The 21,318-nt window shown below is 67.9% G+C and carries 26 protein-coding genes; 15 read left to right on the top strand and 11 right to left on the bottom strand.

All coding sequences use genetic code 11. From position 1 onward, the window contains the following. Positions 1-177 precede the first annotated feature (177 nt). Complete coding sequence (locus ACQPYH_RS43790) at positions 178-795, bottom strand: MarR family transcriptional regulator (RefSeq protein ID WP_432884394.1); 618 nt, start codon at positions 793-795, stop codon at positions 178-180. A 94-nt stretch (positions 796-889) separates the two neighbouring features. Between ACQPYH_RS43790 and ACQPYH_RS43785 the strand changes: the two genes are divergently transcribed. Then, positions 890-1,654 (top strand): SDR family NAD(P)-dependent oxidoreductase, encoded by a 765-nt coding sequence (locus ACQPYH_RS43785; RefSeq protein ID WP_432884391.1) that lies wholly within the window; start codon positions 890-892, stop codon positions 1,652-1,654. 193 nt (positions 1,655-1,847) lie between these two features. Then, a complete protein-coding gene (locus ACQPYH_RS43780) occupies positions 1,848-2,078 on the top strand; it encodes a hypothetical protein (protein ID WP_130443046.1) in 231 nt (76 codons plus the stop codon). Between the two features lie 226 nt (positions 2,079-2,304). On the opposite strand, the gene ACQPYH_RS43775 is transcribed toward ACQPYH_RS43780, so the two are convergent. Next, a complete protein-coding gene (locus ACQPYH_RS43775; RefSeq protein WP_432884387.1) occupies positions 2,305-2,661 on the bottom strand; it encodes a VOC family protein in 357 nt (118 codons plus the stop codon). A gap of 92 nt (positions 2,662-2,753) precedes the next feature. Between ACQPYH_RS43775 and ACQPYH_RS43770 the strand changes: the two genes are divergently transcribed. Beyond that, positions 2,754-3,203 carry a YdeI/OmpD-associated family protein gene (locus ACQPYH_RS43770; protein ID WP_432884384.1) on the top strand — a complete coding sequence of 150 codons (450 nt, stop codon included), beginning with the start codon at positions 2,754-2,756 and terminating at the stop codon, positions 3,201-3,203. Here ACQPYH_RS43770 and ACQPYH_RS43765 read toward each other — a convergent pair whose 3' ends face one another. Further along, positions 3,204-3,710, bottom strand: coding sequence for a M23 family metallopeptidase (locus ACQPYH_RS43765; RefSeq protein WP_432884383.1), 507 nt, complete (start codon positions 3,708-3,710; stop codon positions 3,204-3,206). 269 nt (positions 3,711-3,979) lie between these two features. Then, positions 3,980-4,645 (bottom strand): hypothetical protein, encoded by a 666-nt coding sequence (locus ACQPYH_RS43760; protein ID WP_432884380.1) that lies wholly within the window; start codon positions 4,643-4,645, stop codon positions 3,980-3,982. 211 nt (positions 4,646-4,856) lie between these two features. Here ACQPYH_RS43760 and ACQPYH_RS43755 point away from each other — a divergent pair, with 211 nt between their 5' ends. Both ACQPYH_RS43755 and ACQPYH_RS43750 read left to right on the top strand, forming a co-directional pair. Then, positions 4,857-5,429 carry a hypothetical protein gene (locus tag ACQPYH_RS43755; RefSeq protein ID WP_432884379.1) on the top strand — a complete coding sequence of 191 codons (573 nt, stop codon included), beginning with the start codon at positions 4,857-4,859 and terminating at the stop codon, positions 5,427-5,429. 18 nt (positions 5,430-5,447) lie between these two features. After that, positions 5,448-5,642: a DUF5808 domain-containing protein gene (locus tag ACQPYH_RS43750; RefSeq protein ID WP_432884376.1), complete on the top strand. Its 195-nt coding sequence runs from the start codon at positions 5,448-5,450 to the stop codon at positions 5,640-5,642. Here the strand turns inward: ACQPYH_RS43750 and ACQPYH_RS43745 are convergent. After that, on the bottom strand, positions 5,625-7,862 hold the full coding sequence (locus ACQPYH_RS43745) for a HelD family protein (protein WP_432884374.1): 2,238 nt from the start codon (positions 7,860-7,862) through the stop codon (positions 5,625-5,627). The genes ACQPYH_RS43750 and ACQPYH_RS43745 overlap by 18 nt on opposite strands. Before the next feature lie 124 nt (positions 7,863-7,986). Between ACQPYH_RS43745 and ACQPYH_RS43740 the strand changes: the two genes are divergently transcribed. The 3 genes from ACQPYH_RS43740 to ACQPYH_RS43730 are packed head-to-tail and all read left to right on the top strand — an operon-like array spanning position 7,987 to position 10,706. Continuing rightward, positions 7,987-9,084, top strand: coding sequence for a M4 family metallopeptidase (locus tag ACQPYH_RS43740; protein ID WP_432884372.1), 1,098 nt, complete (start codon positions 7,987-7,989; stop codon positions 9,082-9,084). A 44-nt stretch (positions 9,085-9,128) separates the two neighbouring features. Beyond that, positions 9,129-9,656, top strand: coding sequence for an NADPH-dependent FMN reductase (locus ACQPYH_RS43735; RefSeq protein WP_432884370.1), 528 nt, complete (start codon positions 9,129-9,131; stop codon positions 9,654-9,656). A gap of 30 nt (positions 9,657-9,686) precedes the next feature. After that, positions 9,687-10,706: an LLM class flavin-dependent oxidoreductase gene (locus ACQPYH_RS43730; protein WP_432884368.1), complete on the top strand. Its 1,020-nt coding sequence runs from the start codon at positions 9,687-9,689 to the stop codon at positions 10,704-10,706. A gap of 2 nt (positions 10,707-10,708) precedes the next feature. Here ACQPYH_RS43730 and ACQPYH_RS43725 read toward each other — a convergent pair whose 3' ends face one another. Continuing rightward, positions 10,709-11,200 (bottom strand): Lrp/AsnC family transcriptional regulator, encoded by a 492-nt coding sequence (locus ACQPYH_RS43725; protein WP_130443030.1) that lies wholly within the window; start codon positions 11,198-11,200, stop codon positions 10,709-10,711. Positions 11,201-11,322: 122 nt separating this feature from the next. Between ACQPYH_RS43725 and ACQPYH_RS43720 the strand changes: the two genes are divergently transcribed. The 4 genes from ACQPYH_RS43720 to ACQPYH_RS43705 all read left to right on the top strand — a co-directional run bounded on the left by ACQPYH_RS43720 (position 11,323) and on the right by ACQPYH_RS43705 (position 14,103). Next, a complete protein-coding gene (locus ACQPYH_RS43720) occupies positions 11,323-12,474 on the top strand; it encodes a trans-sulfuration enzyme family protein (protein ID WP_432884365.1) in 1,152 nt (383 codons plus the stop codon). Between the two features lie 91 nt (positions 12,475-12,565). Next, positions 12,566-12,922, top strand: a complete 357-nt coding sequence (locus ACQPYH_RS43715) for a helix-turn-helix domain-containing protein (RefSeq protein WP_432884363.1) — start codon at positions 12,566-12,568, stop codon at positions 12,920-12,922. A 45-nt stretch (positions 12,923-12,967) separates the two neighbouring features. Next, positions 12,968-13,714 (top strand): phosphotransferase family protein, encoded by a 747-nt coding sequence (locus ACQPYH_RS43710; RefSeq protein WP_432884360.1) that lies wholly within the window; start codon positions 12,968-12,970, stop codon positions 13,712-13,714. After that, a complete protein-coding gene (locus ACQPYH_RS43705; protein ID WP_432884357.1) occupies positions 13,711-14,103 on the top strand; it encodes a GNAT family N-acetyltransferase in 393 nt (130 codons plus the stop codon). The genes ACQPYH_RS43710 and ACQPYH_RS43705 overlap by 4 nt, the downstream gene beginning before the upstream one ends. Here ACQPYH_RS43705 and ACQPYH_RS43700 read toward each other — a convergent pair. Next, a complete protein-coding gene (locus tag ACQPYH_RS43700) occupies positions 14,090-14,986 on the bottom strand; it encodes a hypothetical protein (protein ID WP_432884355.1) in 897 nt (298 codons plus the stop codon). The genes ACQPYH_RS43705 and ACQPYH_RS43700 overlap by 14 nt on opposite strands. 168 nt (positions 14,987-15,154) lie before the next feature. Between ACQPYH_RS43700 and ACQPYH_RS43695 the strand changes: the two genes are divergently transcribed. Continuing rightward, positions 15,155-16,291, top strand: coding sequence for an MFS transporter (locus ACQPYH_RS43695; protein WP_432884352.1), 1,137 nt, complete (start codon positions 15,155-15,157; stop codon positions 16,289-16,291). Between the two features lie 35 nt (positions 16,292-16,326). Continuing rightward, positions 16,327-17,256 (top strand): DMT family transporter, encoded by a 930-nt coding sequence (locus ACQPYH_RS43690; protein ID WP_432884349.1) that lies wholly within the window; start codon positions 16,327-16,329, stop codon positions 17,254-17,256. Here ACQPYH_RS43690 and ACQPYH_RS43685 read toward each other — a convergent pair. Continuing rightward, a complete protein-coding gene (locus tag ACQPYH_RS43685) occupies positions 17,178-17,870 on the bottom strand; it encodes a TetR/AcrR family transcriptional regulator (RefSeq protein ID WP_432884347.1) in 693 nt (230 codons plus the stop codon). The two genes, ACQPYH_RS43690 and ACQPYH_RS43685, sit on opposite strands and share 79 nt — an antisense overlap. 46 nt (positions 17,871-17,916) lie before the next feature. On the opposite strand from ACQPYH_RS43685, the gene ACQPYH_RS43680 reads away from it, so the two are divergent. Further along, on the top strand, positions 17,917-18,828 hold the full coding sequence (locus ACQPYH_RS43680; RefSeq protein WP_432884344.1) for an SDR family oxidoreductase: 912 nt from the start codon (positions 17,917-17,919) through the stop codon (positions 18,826-18,828). Here ACQPYH_RS43680 and ACQPYH_RS43675 read toward each other — a convergent pair. From ACQPYH_RS43675 to ACQPYH_RS43665, 3 genes are all read right to left on the bottom strand, one after another. Next, a complete protein-coding gene (locus ACQPYH_RS43675; protein WP_432884341.1) occupies positions 18,825-19,466 on the bottom strand; it encodes an MBL fold metallo-hydrolase in 642 nt (213 codons plus the stop codon). The two genes, ACQPYH_RS43680 and ACQPYH_RS43675, sit on opposite strands and share 4 nt — an antisense overlap. A gap of 149 nt (positions 19,467-19,615) precedes the next feature. Then, a complete protein-coding gene (locus ACQPYH_RS43670) occupies positions 19,616-20,506 on the bottom strand; it encodes an Abi family protein (RefSeq protein WP_432884338.1) in 891 nt (296 codons plus the stop codon). A 185-nt stretch (positions 20,507-20,691) separates the two neighbouring features. Then, complete coding sequence (locus tag ACQPYH_RS43665; RefSeq protein WP_432884335.1) at positions 20,692-21,288, bottom strand: LysE/ArgO family amino acid transporter; 597 nt, start codon at positions 21,286-21,288, stop codon at positions 20,692-20,694. Positions 21,289-21,318 lie beyond the last annotated feature (30 nt).

The following is a 21,318-nucleotide window of genomic DNA, read 5'->3' as shown; positions in this document are numbered from 1 at the left end:
GGGATTTCGACATTAGGGCGTGTCTCCCGATCCCGCACCTACTGCGCGGCACTCGGCACGGCACCTCGCCGCACTGGAGGAAAGGCCACGATGAACCACATCGAGGCCTCCCCTCCAGCACGCCGAGGCACCGCACCGAGCACCTGCTCGCTACGGCGCGGGATCGGGAGACACGCCCTAGTTGTGTGAGACGACCTGCGGGAGTGCGTCGTTGACGGCGGCTGAAACCGAGGCGGACTCGAGGCCGTCGGCGACCGTGTGGAGGAGGCGGACCAGGTGGGCGGCGTCGGTCGGGCCGAGGATGCCGGTGATGACGTCGAGGACGCGGACGGTGAGACCGTCGAGCTGCGAGAGCCGGGCCTGACCCATCGACGTGACGGCCAGCGCGGGCGTGGTCCGGACCATGCCGAGCGCCTCCAGGTCGGCGATCGCCAGCTCCGCCTCGCCGGACGTGATGCCGACCTGCTCGGAGACCTCGTCCGGAGTCGTGCGACCGTTGGCGACCGCATTCAGCACGAGGGCGGCCGGCATCTTCATCCCGACCGCTTGCTGCAGGCCGAGGATGAGCGGGTGGGCGTGGCCGCGGACGCGCTCCACCGCGTCGAGCAGCCGGAGAGCGTCGCCGATGTCACCGATCAGGTGCTCTGTCTGGACAGCCGCGATCCCCGTTGGCCCCGGCCGGACGGGTGACGGTACGACGCCGCCGATGACCCGCTCCGGCACCACAAGGGCGTTTGCCACAACCCGCTCGTCGGCGGATCCTCGTGGCCTGATTCCAGCGTCTTCGATGGTCACGACTCCAGCGTACGGAGCCGTTCCGACAGCTTCGGCGTGTCCTTCCTGAGGAAACCCTATGAATCTCATGACGTTCCTGGCTTACTCTCCGCCCATGCAGCTGAACGGAAAACGAGCCCTGGTGATCGGCGGCGGTGGCGGCGGGATCGGTCGCGCGACGACTGAGGCCTTCGGCAACGAAGGTGCGGCGGTCGTGGTCGCGGACCTCTCGCCGGAGCGTGCCGAGGAGGCGGCCGAGGCGGTGCGAGCCGGCGGCGGTACGGCGTACCCGGTGTCCGGCGACGTCCCCTCGGCGACCGATATCGAGGCGATGATCGCGAGCGCGGTCGAGAAGCTCGGCGGGCTCGACGTACTCGTCACCGTCGTCGGCGGGCAGGTCGCGTTCGTGCCCGCGGTGAAGCTGCACGAGATGGCCGACGAGGACTGGGACACGATCTACGAGGTCAACCTCCGGTACGTCGCTCGCGCGGTCCGGGCGGCGCTCCGCGTCTTCCTGGACCAGGGCACCGGCGGGACGATCGTCAGCGTCGGCTCGGTCACCGGCTTCATGGCGGCGCCCGAGCAAGCGGCGTACGGCGTGATGAAGGCGGGCATCCTGAGCTTGGCCCGGACGGTCGCCGCGGAGTACGCCCGCGACGGCATCCGGATGAACGTCGCCGCGGCCGGCGCGATCGCTACCGCGGTCGCCAACGCGAACGTCGACGCCGAGGTCGTCGAGGAGATCCCGGTCGGGCGGTTCGGTCGCTCCGAGGAGGTGGCGCAGGCGGTGGTCTACCTGGCGTCGGGTGCGTCGTCGTACATCACCGGACAGCAGATCGTGCTGGACGGCGGCGTGTCGGTACGGGGTCCGTTCGGGTAATCGAACATACCGGCGAAGAATTGGGTTCCGGCCGGTTCCGAAAAAGCTGGGAATTTCTGAATTCGGGCGTGACCTCGGCTCTCCGTACTCCGTTGGATCTGACGTGACGGTGAACACAACACGGCGCACCGACACCGCGCTCGCCCGCGTTTTCCAGGCCGTACAGCCCTCGAAGTATCAGCCAGGAGGACCAGTGACAACCGCCACCGCCATCCAGACGATTGAGCGCCGACGCGTCCGTGTCTGGTTCGGTGAGCACGTCATCGCCGACTACAACGCCGAGCCGGCGTTGGCCGAGCGGTATGCAGACGCCATGAGCCGTCGGTTCGCCGGACTCCGGGTCACCAACGACCCGATGCCGGCCGTCGACAAGCTCCCCGACCCCCTGCCCGGCGAGCGCATGTGGGATGTAGCACCCCGATGAGATAGAAAAGCATCCGGCGTCTTTCGCGTTCCGTATCTCACCAGACAACCCACCCGGAACGTGGCCCAGGTCGAGAACCTCACCTCGATCAGACAAAGGCACCGGTGATTGGGCGGCAAGCGAGCGTGGGCGTTCTGCCCCTCGCTTGCCGCCATTTCTCTTCTGCGCCTGACACAACTGAATAAACCTCATCGTTCGCACCGGATCCCCCAGGTCCGGTGCGAACTCATTTTCCTCCGTAATACTCGGGTTTCATCTGGATGAGCTGGACGTAGTTGCCGTCGGGGTCGATCAGCGTCGCGAACCAGCCGACCCCGCGGTCCTCCGGATGCACCAGCCACTCGACGTCGAGCGTGCGCAGGTGCGCGGCTGCCGCCTCGATGTCCTCGACGCCGAAGTTCACGATGTGCCGCCCCGGCTCGGCGGTCTTCGCGGCGACGTCGGCGCGCTGCTCGATCACCAGCCCGAACCCGCCGAGGTCCAGGTTCCCGTAGCCGTCGACCTCGGCCTTGAACCCGTCGCGGTACCACGCCTTCAACCGCTCGGCGTCGGTGCTGCCGATCAACATGCTGTTCAGAATCACGATCTCTCCCTGTGCGCCGATCTCTGTCGCCCGGTACGTCGGAACCCGCGCGTCGCTCTCGACATGACCTGATCGACTCCGATGATGATCCGATGAAGTTCACCGCCGAACTGCTCTCCACCGGGAAGAACACGGCCGGCTTCGAGGTCCCCGAGAGCGTCGTCGAGTCGCTCGGCGGTGGCGGCCGGCCGAAGGTCAGCGTCACCGTCAACGGGTTCACGTTCCGGACCTCGATCGCGCGGATGGGCGGGCGGTACCTGCTCGGGTTCAGCGCGGAGCGGCGTACCGAAGCGGGGGTCGCGGCCGGCGAAGTACTCGAGGTCGACGTCGAGCTCGACACGGCCCCGCGGGAGCTTGAAGTGCCGGAGCCGTTGGCTGCTGCGCTGGCGGCGGATCGTCAGGCTCAGGCGTTCTGGGAGACGCTGAGTTACAGCAACCGGCAGTGGCATGTGCTGCAGGTGACCTCGGCGAAGACCGACGCCACCCGCGAGCGACGGATCGAGAAGTCGATCGGAATGCTCCGCGAGGGCCGGGCCCGCTGACTAGCAGTACTCGCGGCAGCCGTCGTCGGCGCCGTACGCGCGATGTGTTTTGGCGACTGTGCTGACCGGTGAGAGTTGCCCGCCGTGGTGCCAGCTGTTGAGGAACTGCTGCGGGGCGACTGCGCCGCGACGGATCCACCAGGTGTTGGGTTTCGTCGGCCAACTGATACCGAAGTGCAGGTGGGGCGGGGTGACGCGGGCGCTGCCTGTTTTTCCTGTACGGCCAAGGGTTTGGCCGGCGTGGACGGTGACGCCCGGGCGGATTCCTGAGGCGATCGCTGACAGGTGGGAGCCGTAGTACCTGACTCCGTCCACACCCACGATGGATACCGAGAGCCCGCCGCGGTCAGGTCCTCGGTTGGTCTTCGGGTTCCAGGTGTCTACGCGCGACACCTCGTCGACCCGGCCGTCGATGGGCGCGACGAACAGGCAACCTACGTTCGCGAAGATGTCGGATGCCGGGTAGTCGTGGTGGCTTTGCGAGGCGTCCGCGCGGCAACCACCCACAGGAAACACATACCGCGGAGTCGAGTGAGTGGGGCTGCTTGGGCGTGGCTTAGTGGTTGGGTGCAACGGTGTAGTCCGCGTAGTCGGTGGTGTCGTGGTGATTGTCAGTTGCTGTGTGCTTGTCGGCACAGGTGTATCTGACGTTGGTTGTGGTGTTGGCTCGGCGGTGGGTTGGGTGCGGCTGAAGACGCCGGCTGCTGACAGCGCGAACAACCCACCGCCGGCGACAACCACCAGCGCTGCGACAAAGACCGCCCAGAGGCGCCGCGTCACGGGTACCAGAACGCGTTGACTGCTGCAGACGAGTACACGGTTTCACACGGTATCCCGTTCTTGTCCGCGTCCATGCGATCCGGCATGCCGTAGTACCACCAATATCGGACAGCCTCGGCGTACGAAGCCCCGCGCGCGGCCAGGTCGCGGCAGTACAAGCCGGCCGACCAGAACACGACGCCGCTGATCTCGCGCCCGTTCCAGTACGCCGCGACGTCGCTGCGCGGATACACGGTCTCGCACGGAATTCCGTTGCGGTCGGCATCCATCTGGTTCGGCTGCCCGTGCAATCGCCAATAGTCGATCGCCGCGACGTAGCTGTATCCCTTGGCGTTCAGGTCGCGGCAGAACAAGCCGGCCGGCAGCGACCGGACATCCCCGACCGCCGGCGCCGAGTTCGACGTACCCTTCACAGTCGGCTTCGGTACGACGGTCTTCGTGATCACTGGCGCCGAAGCGGCCGGCGCCGAGGCCGCGACCGCCGTCGAGGGCGAGGTGTCCGCCGCTCGCGGTGCCGGATCGTCCTTCGTCATCAGCACCACGAGCCAGGTCAGCAGCACCAGGATGACGCCGACCGCCACCCCTCCCAGGGCTGCCAGCGTCGCGTTACCGCGCTCGTCCCGTCGGTGACAATGCGTGCGTGTATACGGTTCTCCATTCATGATTCCCCCCGCAAGCCATTGAAGCGTCGTCACTTTGCGTTGTCTACAGGTCGGCGGGGAATGGTGTTCATCTGGTGGTCATGCAAACGGGTGATGATCGCGCCGGAGACCGAGGTCGTTCAGCAGTGGGATCGACCGGGTGCGCGCGGTACGTTCGAGGTTGTCCACCCGCCGGGTCGCGCCGACGTCCTGCCCGAGTAAGGAATCAGTTGTGATCATCGCGATCGATGCCGACAGCAAGGACACGGCGGCTGCCGACCACCTGCTGTACGAGCTGATCGACTCCGTGGACCAGCCGGTCGTCGCCCTCACCCACCTGGTGTCGAGCGACGGCCGTCCGCACGTTGCGGTGTCGCTCACCAGTGTGGCCGATCTCGCGGACCCGATCCGCGCAGTAGTTGCCGACCGCAACGTTGGCCTGGCCGTCACCAAAGCCGGCGCGTCGGAGCCGGAACTCGCCGGTCCGAGCCGGTTGGTCCGCGGTGCGTACGTCGCCGCGGTCGAAGCGGCTCTCGGTACGACGGGCCGCGTGGTCCGCTGGCCCGGTCAGGAGCAGGCGCACGGCGTCCTGCCGGCGGGCGAACTCTGCGCCCGCTGCGGTATCGATCAACTAGAAGGCATCGGCGGCGCGCCCGTCGAGGACGACACGTTGGTCGACACCCTCGATTTCCTCCGCCCGGTACGCCGCGACGGCCGCCTGGTCCTCCAGGTCCGACCCGCCGCCGACAACCTCCTCATCCCCTTCGAACTCCAACACCAGCAAAACTGCTGCGCCGGTCATTGACCGAGGTACGGTCGAAGTATGGGCGGTAAGACCGGCAAGTTTCTCGGCATCCCGTACGACTGGCGGCCCCTCTCCGGGGAGCGGCTCAAGTCCCGTTGGTGGAATCCCGACGACCCGCGGTTCTTCACGCCGAAGGCGCTCGGGTGGGGCTTTGACCTCAACTTTGCGCGGCTGTTCGGCCGGCACGGGAAGAGTTCACCCCCAAGCGAGTGAGTCGCGGAGCACCTCCGGTAGGTCTCCGATCACGCCCAGGCGTTGGGTGCAGCGGGTCAGGGCGACGTAGAGGTCCCGGAGGCCGCGGGGGGACTCGATGACAATGCCGTCGGGGTCCACGACGAGGACCGAGTCGAACTCGAGGCCCTTGGCTTCGCGGGCAGTGAGGACGGTGACGCCGGCCAGGCCGTCGACTGCTTCCTGGATGAGTTCGAGGCGGTTGCGCGAGGTGATGACGCCGACCTCGCCGTACGCCGTCTCCTCGGCCGCCATCTTGTACACGTACAGCGCCTGTTCGGCCGCCGGCACGTCCGCGTGCCACGGCTTCACCCCGGTGGAGCGGACCGATTGCGGCGCCCGCGCCGACGGGTCGACCTCACGCAGTACGTCGTTGGCCAGCTCCATCACCTCGGCGGGCGTGCGGTAGTTCAGCGTCAGCTCGGCCAACCGCCAGCGATCGCCGAACGTCTCGCCGAGCGCACTCGCCCACGACGTCCCGCCGCCGATCGAGCTCGTCTGCGCAACGTCGCCGACCACGGTCATCGACCGCAACGGGCACCGCCGCGCGATCGCCCGCCACGCCATCGGCGACAACTCCTGCGCCTCGTCGACGATCACGTGACCGTACGTCCACCGCCGATCCGCCCCGGCCCGATCGGCCAGCGTCCGATCGTCATCCGCCTCGTACCGCTCGGCGAACCTCTCCGCGTCCAGCAGGTCCTTCGCAGTGAGGATCTCCGCCTCGTCGTCCTCGTCCCAGTCGGTCGACCCCGAACCGCTCAGCACATCCAAAGCCCCTTGTGCATAAGCGATTGCGCGCGCCCGAGCGGCCCGCTCCCGCGCGGCCTCGGTGCCATCATCGCCAAGCAGCTCCGCCGCCTCATCGAGCAGCGGTACGTCGGCCGGCGACCAGTCGTCGCCGTACCTCAGCAAATGCTCGCGATCCAGCTCCGACAACTGCGGTGCCGCCGACGCCAGCCGGGCCTCGTCGCCGTAGAGATCCTCGAGCAGCTTCTGCGGACTGAGCAACGGCCACAGCTGCTCCAACAAAGCTTGTACGGCGGGCTCGGCAAGCACCTCCTTGCGCAACTCGGCCAGGTCGTAGTCGTCCAGCAACTGCTCACCGTCGAGCGGATCTGTACCGATCAGCTCGGCGTACTGGTTCGTGAGGTAGTCGGTGAATTCGTTGAGGATGAACGGCCGCGCCTGGTTGTGCGTCAGACCGCGGTTGCGCACCCGCGCATGCGTCTCCGCGCACACCGACGGGTCGAGCGTGAGCTCGGTCCGCTCGACCGTGACCCGAACCGGCTCCTCCGGCATCCACTGCCGATCGGTGACCGCCTTCGCGATCACCTCGGCCATCACCGTCCGACCCTTCACCTCGGCGCTCTCCGGCGGCTCCGGCCGCGTCGCGTTCAGCCCCGGGAACAGCTCGGCGATCGTGACCAGCCGAACGCCGTCCTCACCGAGCGACGGCAGCACCTGACCGATGAACCGCAGGAACGCCGCATTCGGCCCGACGACGAGAATTCCGCGCTTTTCCAGCTGTTCTCGATGCGTATACAGAAGAAATGCCGCCCGGTGCAGCGCGATCGCGGTCTTTCCGGTGCCGGGACCGCCCTGAACGACAAGGATTCCGGGCAGTTCGGAACGGATGATCCGGTCCTGGTCGGCCTGGATGGTCTGGACGATCGACTCCATCCGGCCGGTCCGCCGCGCCTCGAGCGCCTTCATCAGCACGGCCTCGCCGATCACGCCGGTGCCGGGCTTGGACGGGTCGGCCGCCTCGCGACCCAGATCGAGCTGCTCGTCCTGGACGTCGATCACCCGGCGCAACCGGGTCTGGATGTGGCGCCGGCGAACGACGTCGTGGTTCGCCACCGCGGTCGCGATGTAGAACGGCCGCGCTGCCGGGGCGCGCCAGTCGACCAGCAGGGGCTCGTAGTCCGCGTCGTGCAGGCCGATCCGGCCGAGGTGCAGGATCTCGCCGTCGGCGGTGTCGAGGCGGCCGAAGTACAGGCCCTCCTCGGCCGCGTTCAGCCGGGCCTGCCGGAGCTTGAGGTCACGGATGCGGCCGTCGCGCTGGTGCAAGGCCTGCGCGTTGCGGGTATGGACGAGTTGCTCGTCGTCGGTCCGGGCATCCGTGCGCTCGCGCTCGTTGTCGAGCGCGGCGTAGAACGTGGTCAGGTGAGCCTGTTCGGCATCGACCGGATTCGGCAATTCAAACCCCTTGTGTTAAAATACGTCCCGTTGGTTTCGGTCCGCATTTCAGTCGTTCAGGAAATGACGCGCGCGGCAGCCACAAATCCTTGAGTTTATCCCTTTCCGGGGTTTTCCTGTAGTGGTGTTCCACTCGATCATCCCGCCGTACCTGCTCGAGCAGCTCGAGCGGTCCGCGAGCGACCCCAGTCTCCGCGCCCGGTACCGGCAGTCGTTGCAGCATGACGCCGTACTGCGATCCCGCCCCGCCGCCGGCCGTGAGACCGCGTCGGCAGCGGGCGGCCGGCAGCGCGAGGTGTACGACGCCGAGAACGGCACCGACCTGCCCGGCACGCTGGTCCGCGCCGAGGGCGACGACTCGGCCCAGGACCAGGCGGTGAACCAGGCGTACGACGGCACCGGCGCGACCTGGACGCTGTACAAGGAGTGCTTCGGGCGTGACTCGATCGACGACGCCGGCCTCGTGCTGACCTCGACGGTGCATTACGACCGCGGGTACGCGAACGCGTTCTGGGACGGCGCGCATATGGTGTTCGGCGACGGGGACGGCGAGGTGTTCGGCAACTTCACGTCGTCGATCGACGTGACCGGACACGAGCTGACCCACGGCGTCACGCAGTACACGGCGAACCTCGCGTACGACGGCCAGTCGGGCGCGCTGAACGAGAGCATCTCGGACGTGTTCGGATCGCTCGCCAAGCAGTACGCGATGGGGCAGAGCGCCACCGATGCCGACTGGTTGATCGGCGCGGGCCTGCTGCTGCCGGGCGTCCAGGGTGTCGCGCTGCGGTCGATGAAGGCGCCCGGCACGGCGTACGACGACCCGCGGCTGGGGAAGGATCCGCAGCCGGCCGACATGTCCTCCTACGTCGACACCGAGGACGACAACGGCGGCGTACACATCAACTCGGGTATCCCGAACCGCGCGTTCTACCTGGTCGCGGCTGAGCTCGGCGGCAACGCGTACGACGACGCCGGCAAGATCTGGTACGGCACGCTGACCTCAGGCAACCTCTCCGAGTCGGCCACCTTCCAGGACTTCGCCGAAGCCACGCAAGCCACTGCTCAGCGTGTCTACGGCGACGACTCCGCCCAGATGGCAGCCGTCACGAAGGCCTGGCAAACCGTCGGCGTCCTCGGCGACCAGACCTCGCTGATGAACGCCGCGAAGTCCTCCCTCGAGCCCTCCGCCCCGCCGTCACTGCCACCGGCAGATGAATGAGACGGTTTGACCTCAAGTCTTGTTGAGGTACTAGCGTCCTTCGGGTGACAGTTCATCCGCTGCGGCTCGTCGTGCTGACGCGCAATCTCGACCGCGGACGGTTCGGTACTGCGGTCACGCGGTGGTTCGCGCGGGAGGTTGAGCGGGCGGAGGAGTTCAAGCTCGACCTCATCGATCTGAGCGTGGTGCCGCTGGGGGAGCTGCCGCGGCGGATCGGCGATGCGGACGCGGTCATGATCGTCACCGCGGAGTACAACCACGCCTACCCGGGCGACGTGAAGACGGCGATCGACGCCGTACGGCGGCCTTGGTACGCGAAGCCGGTCGGATTCGTCGTGTACGGCGGACGGTCGGGCGGGCTGCGGGCCGCGGAGCAACTAAGGCTGGTCTTCGGCGAGCTGCACGCGGTGACGATCCGCGACAGCCTCGGATTCCGCGAGGAGGACTTCACCGCCGACGGCGAGCCCACCGATCCCACCACCTCGGCGGCCGCTGCGGCGATGCTCCGGCAGCTTGCGTGGTGGGCTCGATCACTGCGCGACGCCCGAGCAAACACGCCGTACCCGGAATAGGTCGCCGTTGGGGCCGGTTGGGTGTTCTAAGTGAGCGCCGAACCGATGCCCCTGTCCGTGCTCGACCTCTCGCCGGTGCCGACAGGCACGCGGCCGTCGGAGGCGCTGCACGAGACGCTCGAGCTGGCCCGCACCGCGGAGGCGGCCGGGTACTACCGCTATTGGCTGGCGGAGCATCACAACATCCGCAGCGTGGTGAGCACGAGCCCCGAGATCATGATCGCGGCGGTCGCTGCTGCGACGTCGAGTATCCGTGTCGGGTCCGGCGGGATCATGCTGCCGAACCACTCGCCGTTGAAGGTCGCGGAGTCGTTCCGGGTCCTCGGCGGGCTGTACCCGGACCGCATCGACCTCGGCATCGGCCGCGCGCCGGGCACCGACCAGCGCACCGCGCTCGCCCTGCGCCGGAGCCGCGAGGCGCTCGGCGCCGACGACTTCACCGAGCAGTACGCCGAACTCCGCGCGTACGTCGAGGGCTTCCCGGCCGGCCACCCGTTCGAGCCGATCAGCGCCCAACCTGACGACGTACCCCTCCCGCCGGTGTGGATCCTCGGATCCAGCACGTACGGCGGTCAGGCGGCGGCCGCGCTCGGGACGGGGTTCGCGTACGCCGGGCACTTCGGCACGCTCGATCCGGCCGGCGTCATCTCGGCGTACAAGGAGAACTTCCAGCGCTTCGAGAACGACGGTGAGCCGCGGGCGATGCTCGCGCTCGCCGCGATCGTCGCCGAGACCGAGGAACGCGCCCAGGCGTTGGCCCGCGCGAACGCGCTGTCCATGCTCCGGCTCCGCTCCGGCCGACCGGGCCCGCTGCCTTCTCCCGAGGAAGCCGCGGACTATCCGTGGTCCGAGGCGGAAGAGGCCGCGGTCGAGGAGTGGGCCGGACTGGTGTCCGTCGGCACGCCCGACCAGGTGGCCGCCGACCTGCTCCGCCGCGCGAACAAGGCCGGCGCCGACGAGCTCATCATCACGACCAACATCCACGACCCGGCGGAACGCCGCCGCTCATACCAGCTCCTCGCCCAGGCCTGGGGCCTGAAGCCGCGCTGAATTCAGCCGCCGCGGATGTGCTCGAAGATCAGACTCGTCTCGGCATGACTCACCGCAGGATCTGCGGTGAGGTGATCGAGCACGAATTCTCGCAGCGCATCCGGGGTCGCGGCGGAGACGTGGAGTAGGTAGTCGTTCGCTCCGCTGACATGGAACAGCGAGAGCACGCCCGGCAGCGTCGGGACCTTGGCGCGGAAGCGGTCGATCTCGTCGCGCGAGTGCGCGCCGATCCGGATCGCGATCAGAGCCTGCAGCGGCTGACCCAGCGCGCCCAGATCCACGTCGGCATGGAAGCCGCGGATCACCCCACGCTCACGCAGTGAACGCACCCGCGTGAGACACGTCGACGGCGCGATCCCGGTCGCCTCGGCGAGCGCGTTGTTCGCCATCCGCCCGTCGGCGGTCAGCAGTCGCACCAGCTTCCGGTCGACCTCGTCGAGGCCACCGGGAGCCGGCCGCGGAGCCGGTCCAGGGCTCCGACGATCCTTCGGCATGCCCTCACTCTAGAGCCCATCCACAGAATCCACAGGCTGTGGACGACACTGTGGACGAATTTTCTTCGGAACTATTGCACTAATCCCGCAGAAGATTCCAAGCTCCCGGTGAGGAGGCAGCCATGACCCAGCTCGACACCCGTTCGGTCCACGCCGGTCGCGACGACCTGACCGCTCTCGGCGTCCACGTCCCGCCGATCGACCTGTCCACCACGTATCCGCTCCCCGATGTGCACAGCGGCGGAGCGTCGTACGACTCGCTCGCGGAGGGGCGCGGGCCGGACGGCGGCAGCCTCGTCTACCAGCGCCTGTGGAATCCGACCGTCGCCCGCTTCGAGGACGCGCTCGCCGAGCTCGAGCACACCGACGGCGCGGTCGCGTTCGGCTCGGGGATGGCCGCGCTCACCGCCTGCCTGCTCGCCAGCGTCGCCGGCGGCCGTCCGCATGTGGTCGCCGTACGACCGCTGTACGGCGGCAGCGATCACCTGTTATCCACAGGCCTCCTGGGGACAACCGTGACTTACACACAGCCCAGTGGAGTCGCTGGAGCGATCCGCCCGGACACCGGACTGGTGATCGTCGAGACTCCGGCCAACCCGACGGTGGCCCTCGTCGACATCTCGGCGGTTGCGTCCGCGGCCGGCGACGTACCCGTGCTGGTGGACAACACGTTCGCGACGCCGGTGCTGCAGCAGCCGGCCCGGCACGGGGCGAGCCTGGTGTTGCACTCGGCAACCAAGTACCTCGGCGGTCATGGTGACGTTATGGGTGGCGTCGTCGCGGCCGGCGTGGAGTGGGTCGGCCGGCTCCGGCAGATCCGCGCAGTAACAGGGGGCCTGCTGCATCCGTTGGCGGCGTACGAACTGCACAGGGGACTGCAGACGCTGCCGGTTCGGGTACGGGCGCAGCAGGCAACCGCAATCAAGGTGGCCGACTGGTTGTCCGCGCAACGACTGGTCGACCAGGTCTACTACCCGGGCCTCACCGACCCGCAGGCGCTCATCGGACGTCAGCAATCAGGTCCCGGGGCTGTTCTCGCCTTCACGGTGTCCGGAGGATTCGAGGCCGCGTCGAGGGTCGCCGGCGCCTTGAAGCTCATCACCCACGCGGTGTCTCTGGGCGGGGTGGACACGCTCATCCAGCACCCCGCAGCGCTGACCCACCGCCTCGTGGCCGCCGAGGCCAAGCCGTCCGACGGCCTGCTCCGGCTCAGCCTCGGCCTGGAGGACCCCGAAGACTTGACCGCAGACCTCCAGCGGGCGCTCACTTACTGAGAAGAATCTGCCCAGGGCAGATCTTTGCGCGAGGGACCTGGTCGGGGTGGCACACTCGGTACAGGACATCCGGAGGCGAGGAGGACCAGACGTGTTGCTACGCCAGGTGATCGGGAACGTCTTCCGCCGCTTGCGGCGCGAGCGGGGGATCACCCTGCGCGAGCTCGCCGAGCTGGCCCAGGTGTCGGTGCCGTACCTGTCCGAGATCGAGCGCGGCCGCAAGGAGCCCTCCTCGGAGATCCTCGCCGCGATCTGCCGTGCACTCGAGCTGGAGCTGACCGATCTGCTGGCCGAGGTGCAGTTCGACCTGGCTACCGCCGTACGCTCCACCCTTCCGGTCCGCCTCCAGACCGCAGCGGTCCGCGTCGAGGACCGCAGCGCCCACCGAATCCCCTCCGGCCCCCGCGCTTACTCCGCCACGGCCCAAGCGTTCGCGCTGGTCGCCTAGAAATCTGGTGGAGGACAGGACAGCTGTCCTGATAAGCACTGGGGCGTGCGTACCCACATAAAGCGGCGGCAGCCTGCGGTGCCTGGCTCGATTCCGGACGTGCTGCAGATGTTCGAGTCCGAGGTGCGCTTCTACCGGGAGATCGCACCGGTGGTCGGAGTACGCGTCCCGGAGTGCTACCAGGCCGAGTCCGGCCCAGACGGCACTCTGCTCGTGCTGGAGGACCTGTCCGACTGGGCCGCGGGAGCCGAGCCGCCCGCCGCTGCGCGAGTCCTGCGCGAGTTGCATGACCGCTGGGCTGGACGAGCGGACTGGGGTTGGCTGCGTCCGCTCGGCGCCGGCGAGCAGCTGGTTGCCGACCTCTACGACCGGAGCTGGCCCGCGCTGGCTGGGCGGTCCGACCTGTCGGCTTCGGTGCGCTCGTTCGGCGAGCGTCTCGTCGGTCGGGTGGTTGAGGCCGAGAAGGCTGTGGCGCAGGTGGGGGCGTTGACGTTGGCGCACGGGGATGCCTCGGCGCAGAACATGCGGACCGGGCCTGACGGCGTCGTCGCGCTGCTGGACTGGGAGGACGTGTCGGCGGCGCCGGGCGTGCTGGATCTTGCCTGGTTCTTGGTGTCCTCGGTGGAGCCGGAGCGGTGGCCGGAGGCGTTGAGTGCTTATGGGACAAGCGAAGGGCTCAGCGCGGTCATGCCGTCGGTGATGGTCCAGGGGTTCCTGAGCGCGTCGGATCTGCCCGATGGTGAGGCTGTGGGCTGGAATGGTCGCCTCGAGGCTGCATTGGAGTTGCTGTGAAGTACGTCGTGCGGTTCTCGGTGGATGATCGGGAGTTGTCGGAGCTGCATGCGGCGGCTTTCGAAGGTGAGGCTGAGGCGACCGCGTGGGGTGAGCGGTTGGAGCGGTGGGCGTTGACTTGGGTTGGGGCCTTTAGCGGCGAGCAGTTGGTTGGGTTTGTGCAGGTGTGTTGGGACGGCGGTGCGCACGCGTTCGTCCTGGATACCGCCGTACATCCGGATCATGGGCGGCGCGGGATCGGGAAGCAGTTGGTGCTGACTGCCGCCGAGGAGGCGCGTCAGGCCGGGTGTGAATGGCTGCATGTCGACTTCGAGCCGCATCTGAGCGCGTTCTATCTGGACGCGTGCGGGTTCCGGCCGACGGATGCGGGGCTGCTCAAGCTCCGATGACGGTCAGGCGTTCGGTGGAGATGCACGACGTCAGGCAGCGTTCCTTCGCGTCGCCGAGCAGGTCCGCGGTCCAGGTTGTGAACCCACCGTCACCCAGGCCCTCGGAGCCGCTCCCCAGGCCCGAGCCGCCGACGCCGATGCCCAGCGCCGTGCCGGCGTAGTAGCTCCCGCTCTTGGTCCGCTCGGTGTCCTCGGTGAACGCGACTCCGAGCGCCGGCCGGACCGTGTCCTCGATCCGGTCCCGCAGCGCCGACTCCTTGAACGCCGTGAACGTGAGCTCGGCCTTGTCGCCGAGTACGTCGTGCCAGAAGCGCAGGTGGTCGATCAACAGCTCGGCCTCTGTCCGGCACGAGCCGGTGTCACGCGCGCTCGACACCAGCACGAACAGCTCGAAATGCGCCGACATCCCGGGGCCGTCGAACGGCTGCGCCCGGACCACCCGCTGACAGGTCGCCAGGTGCACGCGATCCTGCCCGGCACGACGGCGTACGGCGGCCTCGATCGCCAGCTCATTGGTCGGGTCGCTGGCGACCTCCGTGCCGCGGATCGTGCTGACCACCTGGTGCTGGTTGATCGGCGCGACCGCAGAACACGTGCCCAACGGAGTCACCGGGGACAGCTGGACGCCGTCGAACTTCTCCGGCAGCGCCGCCCACAGCCGCTGCTGGGTCTGCACCAGCTCGCGCGGATCGATGGTCGACGGTCGCACGAACCGGTCCTGCTGCCAGCGCTGCAACAGCCGCGCCGGCGTCACCTTGGCGGCTCGCTCGCGGGTGACGTCGAGCAGCAGCGACTGCAGCTCGGACTGGCTCAATCCGTCGACGAGGGCGTCGCGGCTGCCCTCCGGCAGCTTCGCCCAGAACCGTTCGCTGACCTGTCCCATCGCTCTACTCTGACCGATATTCCAGCGGTTCCGCGCGTCATTTTCGCGTATCTTCGATGCATGAGACTGCCGAGCCCGCATCTTTGACGTTCTGACAAGAGTCTGTTCGCCCGAGTCATTGCCTTCGAGGCGTTCCACGACTTCATCCCGCTCTACCCGCTGTACCAGTTGCTGTTCGCCGATCACGGACTGTCGGCTGCCCAGATCTCGACGCTGTTCGTCATCTGGTCGGCGACCGCGTTCGTCCTCGAGGTGCCGTCCGGCGCCTGGGCGGACACGTATTCGAGGCGCAAGCTGCTGGTTCTCGGCGCCCTGATCAGCGCCCTCGGGTACGCCGCGTGGATCACGCTCCCGTCCTTCACCGGCTTCGCACTGGGCTTCGTCCTCTGGGGTACGTCGTCCGCGCTCATCTCCGGCACGTACGAAGCGTTCGTGTACGACGAGCTCGCCGCGCGGGAGCGGACCGCCGACTACGCAACCGTCCTCGGTCGCGCCCGCTCCGCCTCGTTCGTCGCGAACCTTGCGGCGACCGCGCTCGCGACGCCGCTGTTCGCGCTCGGCGGCTACACGCTCGCCGGAATCGTCAGCGTGCTCAGCGGCCTGCTGCAGGCGCTCGTTGCGTGGACGCTTCCCGAAGCGCGCGTCGTCGAGACCGCTCGCGACGCGGACGAGCCTGGCACTCGAGCAGCCTTCGCGGTTTACGTCAGAGTGTTGCGGACGGGTGTGATGGAGGTGCTGCACAGCCAGTTGGTGCGCCGGGCGGTCGCGCTCGTGGCGTTGCTGGGCGGGTTCCTGGCGTTCGACGAGTACTTCCCGCTGCTCGCCCGGGAAGCGGGTGCGACGACCGACGCGATCCCGTTGCTGATCGCGGGAACCGTTGCCGCGCAGGCGATCGGCAGCGCGCTCGCGGGTCCGGCGTACAAGTTGCCCGCGGCAACATTTGCGCTGGGGCTCGGGGCAACTGCGGTGCTGATTGCTGCCGGAGCGCTGAGCGGGTCGGTGTGGGGGTTCCTGCCGATCGCGCTCGGCTATGGGCTCATGCAGCTGGTGATCGTGGTTTCGGAGTCGCGGTTGCAGGACGCGATCACCGGAAAGGCTCGGGCGACCGTGACCTCGGTGTCGGGCTTCTTCGCCGAGGTCTTCGCGATCGCGGTGTACGGCGGGTTCGCGCTCGGATCGCTGTGGTTCACGATGTCGGTGCTGGTCGCGGGTCTGACGATCCCGGTCCTGATCACGGCGTTCGTCGTACCGTTCGCGCTGCCGGAGCCGCGTACTTCGGTGGCCGCCGAAGCGTCCGACACCTAGCCTCACACCATGAGCCCCGACGGCGTTGTATCAGCATGAAGAAGCAGGGTGCGTTGGCCGCCGGTGCGGCTGCGGTCACGGTGGTGCTGTGGGCGTCGGCGTTCGTGGCGATCCGCCACGTCGGCCAGGAGATCTCGGCCGGTGCGCTGTCGCTCGGGCGGTTGCTCGTCGGCAGTGTGCTGCTCGGGATCTTCGTGTTCGCCCGGCCGCGGCGCTGGCCGGCTCGCGGTGACTGGAAGTTCCTGCTCGCCTGCGGCCTGCTCTGGTTCGGCGTCTACAACCTCGCGCTGAACGAGGCCGAGCGCCACCTCGACGCCGGTACGACGGCCATGCTCGTCAATATCGGGCCGCTACTGATCGCGTTGCTGGCGGGCGTCCTTCTCCGCGAGGGATTCCCGCGTCAGTTGGTGATGGGGAGCATCGTCGCGTTCGGCGGGGTGGTCCTGATCGGGCTCTCGTCGTCCAGCGGAAGCGCCGAGACGTGGGGTGTTGTGCTGTGTCTCGTCGCCGCGGCGGCGTACGCGGTCGGTGTTGTATCGCAGAAGCCGCTGCTCGCGCGACTGCCTGCGCTAGAGGTGACCTGGTTGTCGTGCGTGATCGGTGCGATCGCGTGTCTGCCGTTCGCACCGACGCTCGTTCGTGAGACGGCTGATGCGCGCCCGTCGACGATCTGGTGGGTCGTGTTCCTCGGCGCGTTCCCGACCGCGATCGCCTTCACGACCTGGGCCTACGCGTTGGCCCGTACGACGGCCGGCCGGATGGGCGCGACGACGTACCTGGTCCCGCCGATCACGATCTTCCTCGGCTGGCTGCTGCTCGGCGAGAGCCCGGCGCCGCTCGCGTACGGCGGTGGCGCGCTCTGCCTGGTCGGGGTCGCGATCTCGCGCTACCGACGGCGTGCGGTTGCCGCTATGCCCGCGGTCAGCGTGGAGAGCCCCGACTCGAACCCGCCGTCGAAGTCGTAGGCGAGGCCCTCGACGCCGAGGCCGCCGACGATCCTCTTCAGCGTCGGCGCCTTGTCCGCCGGGAGTGCGCGCACGCGGGTGAGCAGGTCCGGCGCCAGTTCGAACGTCTCGGCCCGTACGGACGCCTCGCCGAGGCTGAACCCGTGGATGAAGTCGATCAGGGTGTTGGCCGCCTCGAAAATCTGACGTGGTGACAGGCCGGCCCGGTCGAGTGCGCGGTAGAACGGCTCCATCGTGACCACGACGACGTCCGAGACTGCGGACGTGTCGGACAGCACCTGCAGCGCGAGATTCGGATGTTGCCGAAGGCCGTTGCGATAGGCACGCGCTGCCTCCTTCAGCTGCTCGTCCCACGGCACGGCGTCGCCGGGGTCGGGCAATTCCAGCCCGGCGAACACCAGCTCCGCGAGGCCGGCCAACACGGCGGCCTTGTTCGGCAGGTGATGGTACAGCGACATCGGGTTGACCTGCAGCGTCGCCGCGAGTCGCCGCATCGTCAGCGCGTCGATGCCCTCGTCGTCGACGATCCGCAGCGCCGCGGTCAGGATCGCCTCCCGGCTCAGCCGCTCCTCCCCGGCGCGGGGCCGCCCGGAGCGCTTGCCGACGTTAACCATACGCCGTATGGTACATAATCGTACAACGTATGGATTAGGAGGAGCGATGAAGCCGTTGGCGGGGAAGGTGGCGTTGGTCGCCGGGGCGACCCGAGCGGCCGGGCGGGGGATCGCGGTCGAGCTCGGTGCGGCCGGCGCGACCGTGTACGTGACCGGCCGGACCACCCGGAGCCGGCCGTCGGAGATGAACCGGCCGGAGACGATCGAGGAGACGGCCGAGCTCGTCGACAAGGCCGGCGGCCGCGGCATCGCCGTACCGGTGGATCATCTCGATCCGTCGCAGGTGCGTGAGCTGGTGGCGCGGATCGAGGCTGAGCAGGGCGCGCTGCACATCCTGGTGAACGACATCTGGGGGCAGTTCGGCGAGCCCGAGTGGGACAAGACTGTGTGGGAGAGCTCGCTCTCTGATGGTCTGCGGTTGCTGGAGCTGGGCGTGAACACGCACGCGATCACCAGCCACTTCGCGCTGCCGTTGCTGATCAAGACGCCGGGCGGGCTGGTCGTCGAGACGACGGACGGCACCAACGAGTACAACGCGTCGAACTATCGCGTCTCGTTCTTCTACGACGTCGCGAAGGGCGCGGTCAGCCGGATGGCGTTCGCGCTGGCGCACGAGTTGAAGCAGTACGACGCGGCCGCCGTACTGCTCACGCCGGGGTGGCTGCGGTCGGAGGCGATGCTCGACGGGTTCGGCGTACGCGAGGAGAACTGGCGGGACGCGACGTCGAAGGTCCCGCATTTCGCGATCTCCGAGAGCCCGTCGTACGTCGGCCGCGCGGTGGCGGCGCTGGCAGCGGACCCCGACGTACGGCGGTGGAACGGCAAGTCCACCTCGAGCGGGGAACTCGCTCAGCTCTACGGGTTCACAGACCTGGACGGCAGCCGTCCGGATGCTTGGCGCTACATCGTCGAGGTGGAGGGCGCCGGCAAGCCTGCAGACACTACGGGCTACCGCTAAAGCTTGTACGGCGGGCAGACGTCGTCGCCGGTGCTTGGGGTGGCAACTGGCGTGGCGTCGGCTTCCAGTGCAGCATGCGGATGCGCGGCCGCGATCGGCACACCCATCGCGGCCGCCATCGCCAGCACCTCCCGCCGCGAGGTCACGGCTTGCGCGGGATCCCGCTCGTACACATACGTGAGCTCCGGCCACCGAGCCTGCGCCGGATGCACCAACACATCACCACCCAGCACGGCCCGATCCGTCACCACCGACTGATGCCCAGGCGTATGCCCCGGCGTAGGCACCAACCGCATCCCGCGCAGCGCCGTCTCCCCCTCCACGATCCGCAACTGCCCAGCTTCCTCAATCGGCCGGATCCTGCTCACGTACGTCGATCCGCCGCGCACCTGCTCCACCTCATCCCGCTGTACGACGTACTCCGCCCGCGGAAAAGCCGGCCGCACCCCATCCGAGGCCCACCCCACGTGATCCAGATGCACATGCGTCAGAACAACCGCATCCACATCCGCCGCCTGAACCCCCACCTTCTTCAACAATCCAGGCAACCGCCCCGCCACCCCCAACCACTCCGCCGCCTCCCCACCCGCCGGCCCCACCCCCGCATCCACCAACACCACACCGTCACCCGAACTCACCAAGTAACTATGAAAATGCAACAACCACCCACCCCCACGAACATTCCCCGGCATCACCCGCCCCGTCCACGCCGCGGCCTCCAACCCCCAACCAGGCAAGGCCTCCGCAACCCCCTCCGGAAACACCGCCACCGCATCACACAACACCGTCACATCCACGGCCAACGTCCATCCCATCCCACCGGGAACCCCATCTCCGACAGACTCCGTCCGCACCCAGGCATCTCTACCCCCACCAACTCTCGAAGCCCGACTACCCAATCCCCTCGCCCGACCCGCTCCAACAGAAACGCCAGAACGCACAGCGTGGAGTAGATCCTGTGATGGGACACCTCCGGTTCGCTGAGGTGCCGGAGATCGGGGATGCTCGCTAGTTGCCGTGCCCCGATCTTGTTGACCATGTGCCGGTTCCACAGCCGGGAGTGATGTGCGCAGATATTGCGGACGTAGTTCAGCACCCGCAGCCAGTTGCCCAGCGTGTGTCCATTGCCCTGCCCGAACTGATCCACGATGTCGAGCTCGCGTGCGATGGAGTTGCGGTCAGCGGCCTTGAGACCGCGGTACAGATGCGCCGTTGAGCCGAAGTCCAGGATCTCGGTGACCACCCACACGGGCAGGCGGCCGTCGTACTTCTGCTGAAAGTGCACGACGAAGTCCTCCGAGGATCGGCCCTGGGTGTCCAGTACCTTGGCAACCCAGTTGTCGTACTTGCTCCGCCGCCCGCCGTTGGACTGGGTGAACTGACCGTCGAGGTTGGTCCGGTCGAGGTGGGCATAGGCGCCGCGCTTCCCCAGGGTGAATCCGATCATGACTCGAAGCGCGATCTCAACCCGCTCGATCGCATCGAGGACGTGCAGTTTGAGTCGCCGGTCGGCGTCGTACAGGCGGACGACAGTGGTGAAGTTCGTGCCCGCAACGAACTGATCGTCGCGTTGCCTCGCGCCGAGCTGGCGACGGTACGGGTACCAGTAGCCGCTCAGCCGGTAGTAGCCGATCGCGCTCAACAACTGCGCCGCAGTGGCAGGATCGTCGATGACCATGCCTCTGCTCTGAAGTAGCTGGACCTGGGCATCGAAGGACAGATGTGGCTTGGCGTAGGAAGTCACGTGAATCCCTCGGAAAAGACGACCAGCCCGTGCCCGAGTGGGCAGAGGGGCTGGTCTTGCTACTCACAGTTTATCCGAGAGTGCGGGTGGCGACCAACTGTGATTGTGGCCTGTGGATATCAGGCGAGGAGCATCCAGGTTGCCAGGGTGGTGATGATGAGGGCTATGGCGGAGTCCAGGAATTGCCAGGCTCGGGGGCGGGCGAAGAGGGTGGTCAGTTTGGTGGAGAAGAAGCCTAGGGCGAAGAACCAGGTGAAGCTGGCGGCTACGGCGCCTAGGCCGTAGAGCCAGCGGCCGTCGGTGCCTCGTTGGTTGGCGAGGGAGCCTAGGAGGACGACGGTGTCCAGGTAGACGTGCGGGTTGAGGTACGTGAAGCCCAGACAGGTGAGTACGACGCTGCGGAGGGCGGCGGGGGCGTGGTCGGCGGGGGTGATCGCGCCGGGGTTGAAGGCACGCTTGGCGGCCAGGGCGGCGTACGTGTAGAGGAAGGCGGCGCCGCCGAACTTGGCGATGTCGAGGGCGAGTTGGCTGCGGGTGAGGAGGGCGCCGAGGCCGAGGATGCCGCTGGAGATCAGGAGTGCGTCGGAGAGTGCGCAGGTCAGGACGACCGGGAGGACGTGTTCGCGGCGCAGGCCCTGGCGGAGTACGAAAGCGTTCTGGGCGCCGATCGCGACGATCAGGGAAATCGACGTGGCGAATCCGGCGAAGAGGGGCATGTCTTCGACGGTAGGCAGTTGTGGGGCTTC

The sequence above is a fragment of the Kribbella sp. CA-245084 genome, assembly GCF_050942355.1.
In the GTDB taxonomy this organism is placed as follows: Bacteria; Actinomycetota; Actinomycetes; order Propionibacteriales; family Kribbellaceae; genus Kribbella.
This window is presented reverse-complemented; position numbering and strand designations above follow the sequence as displayed.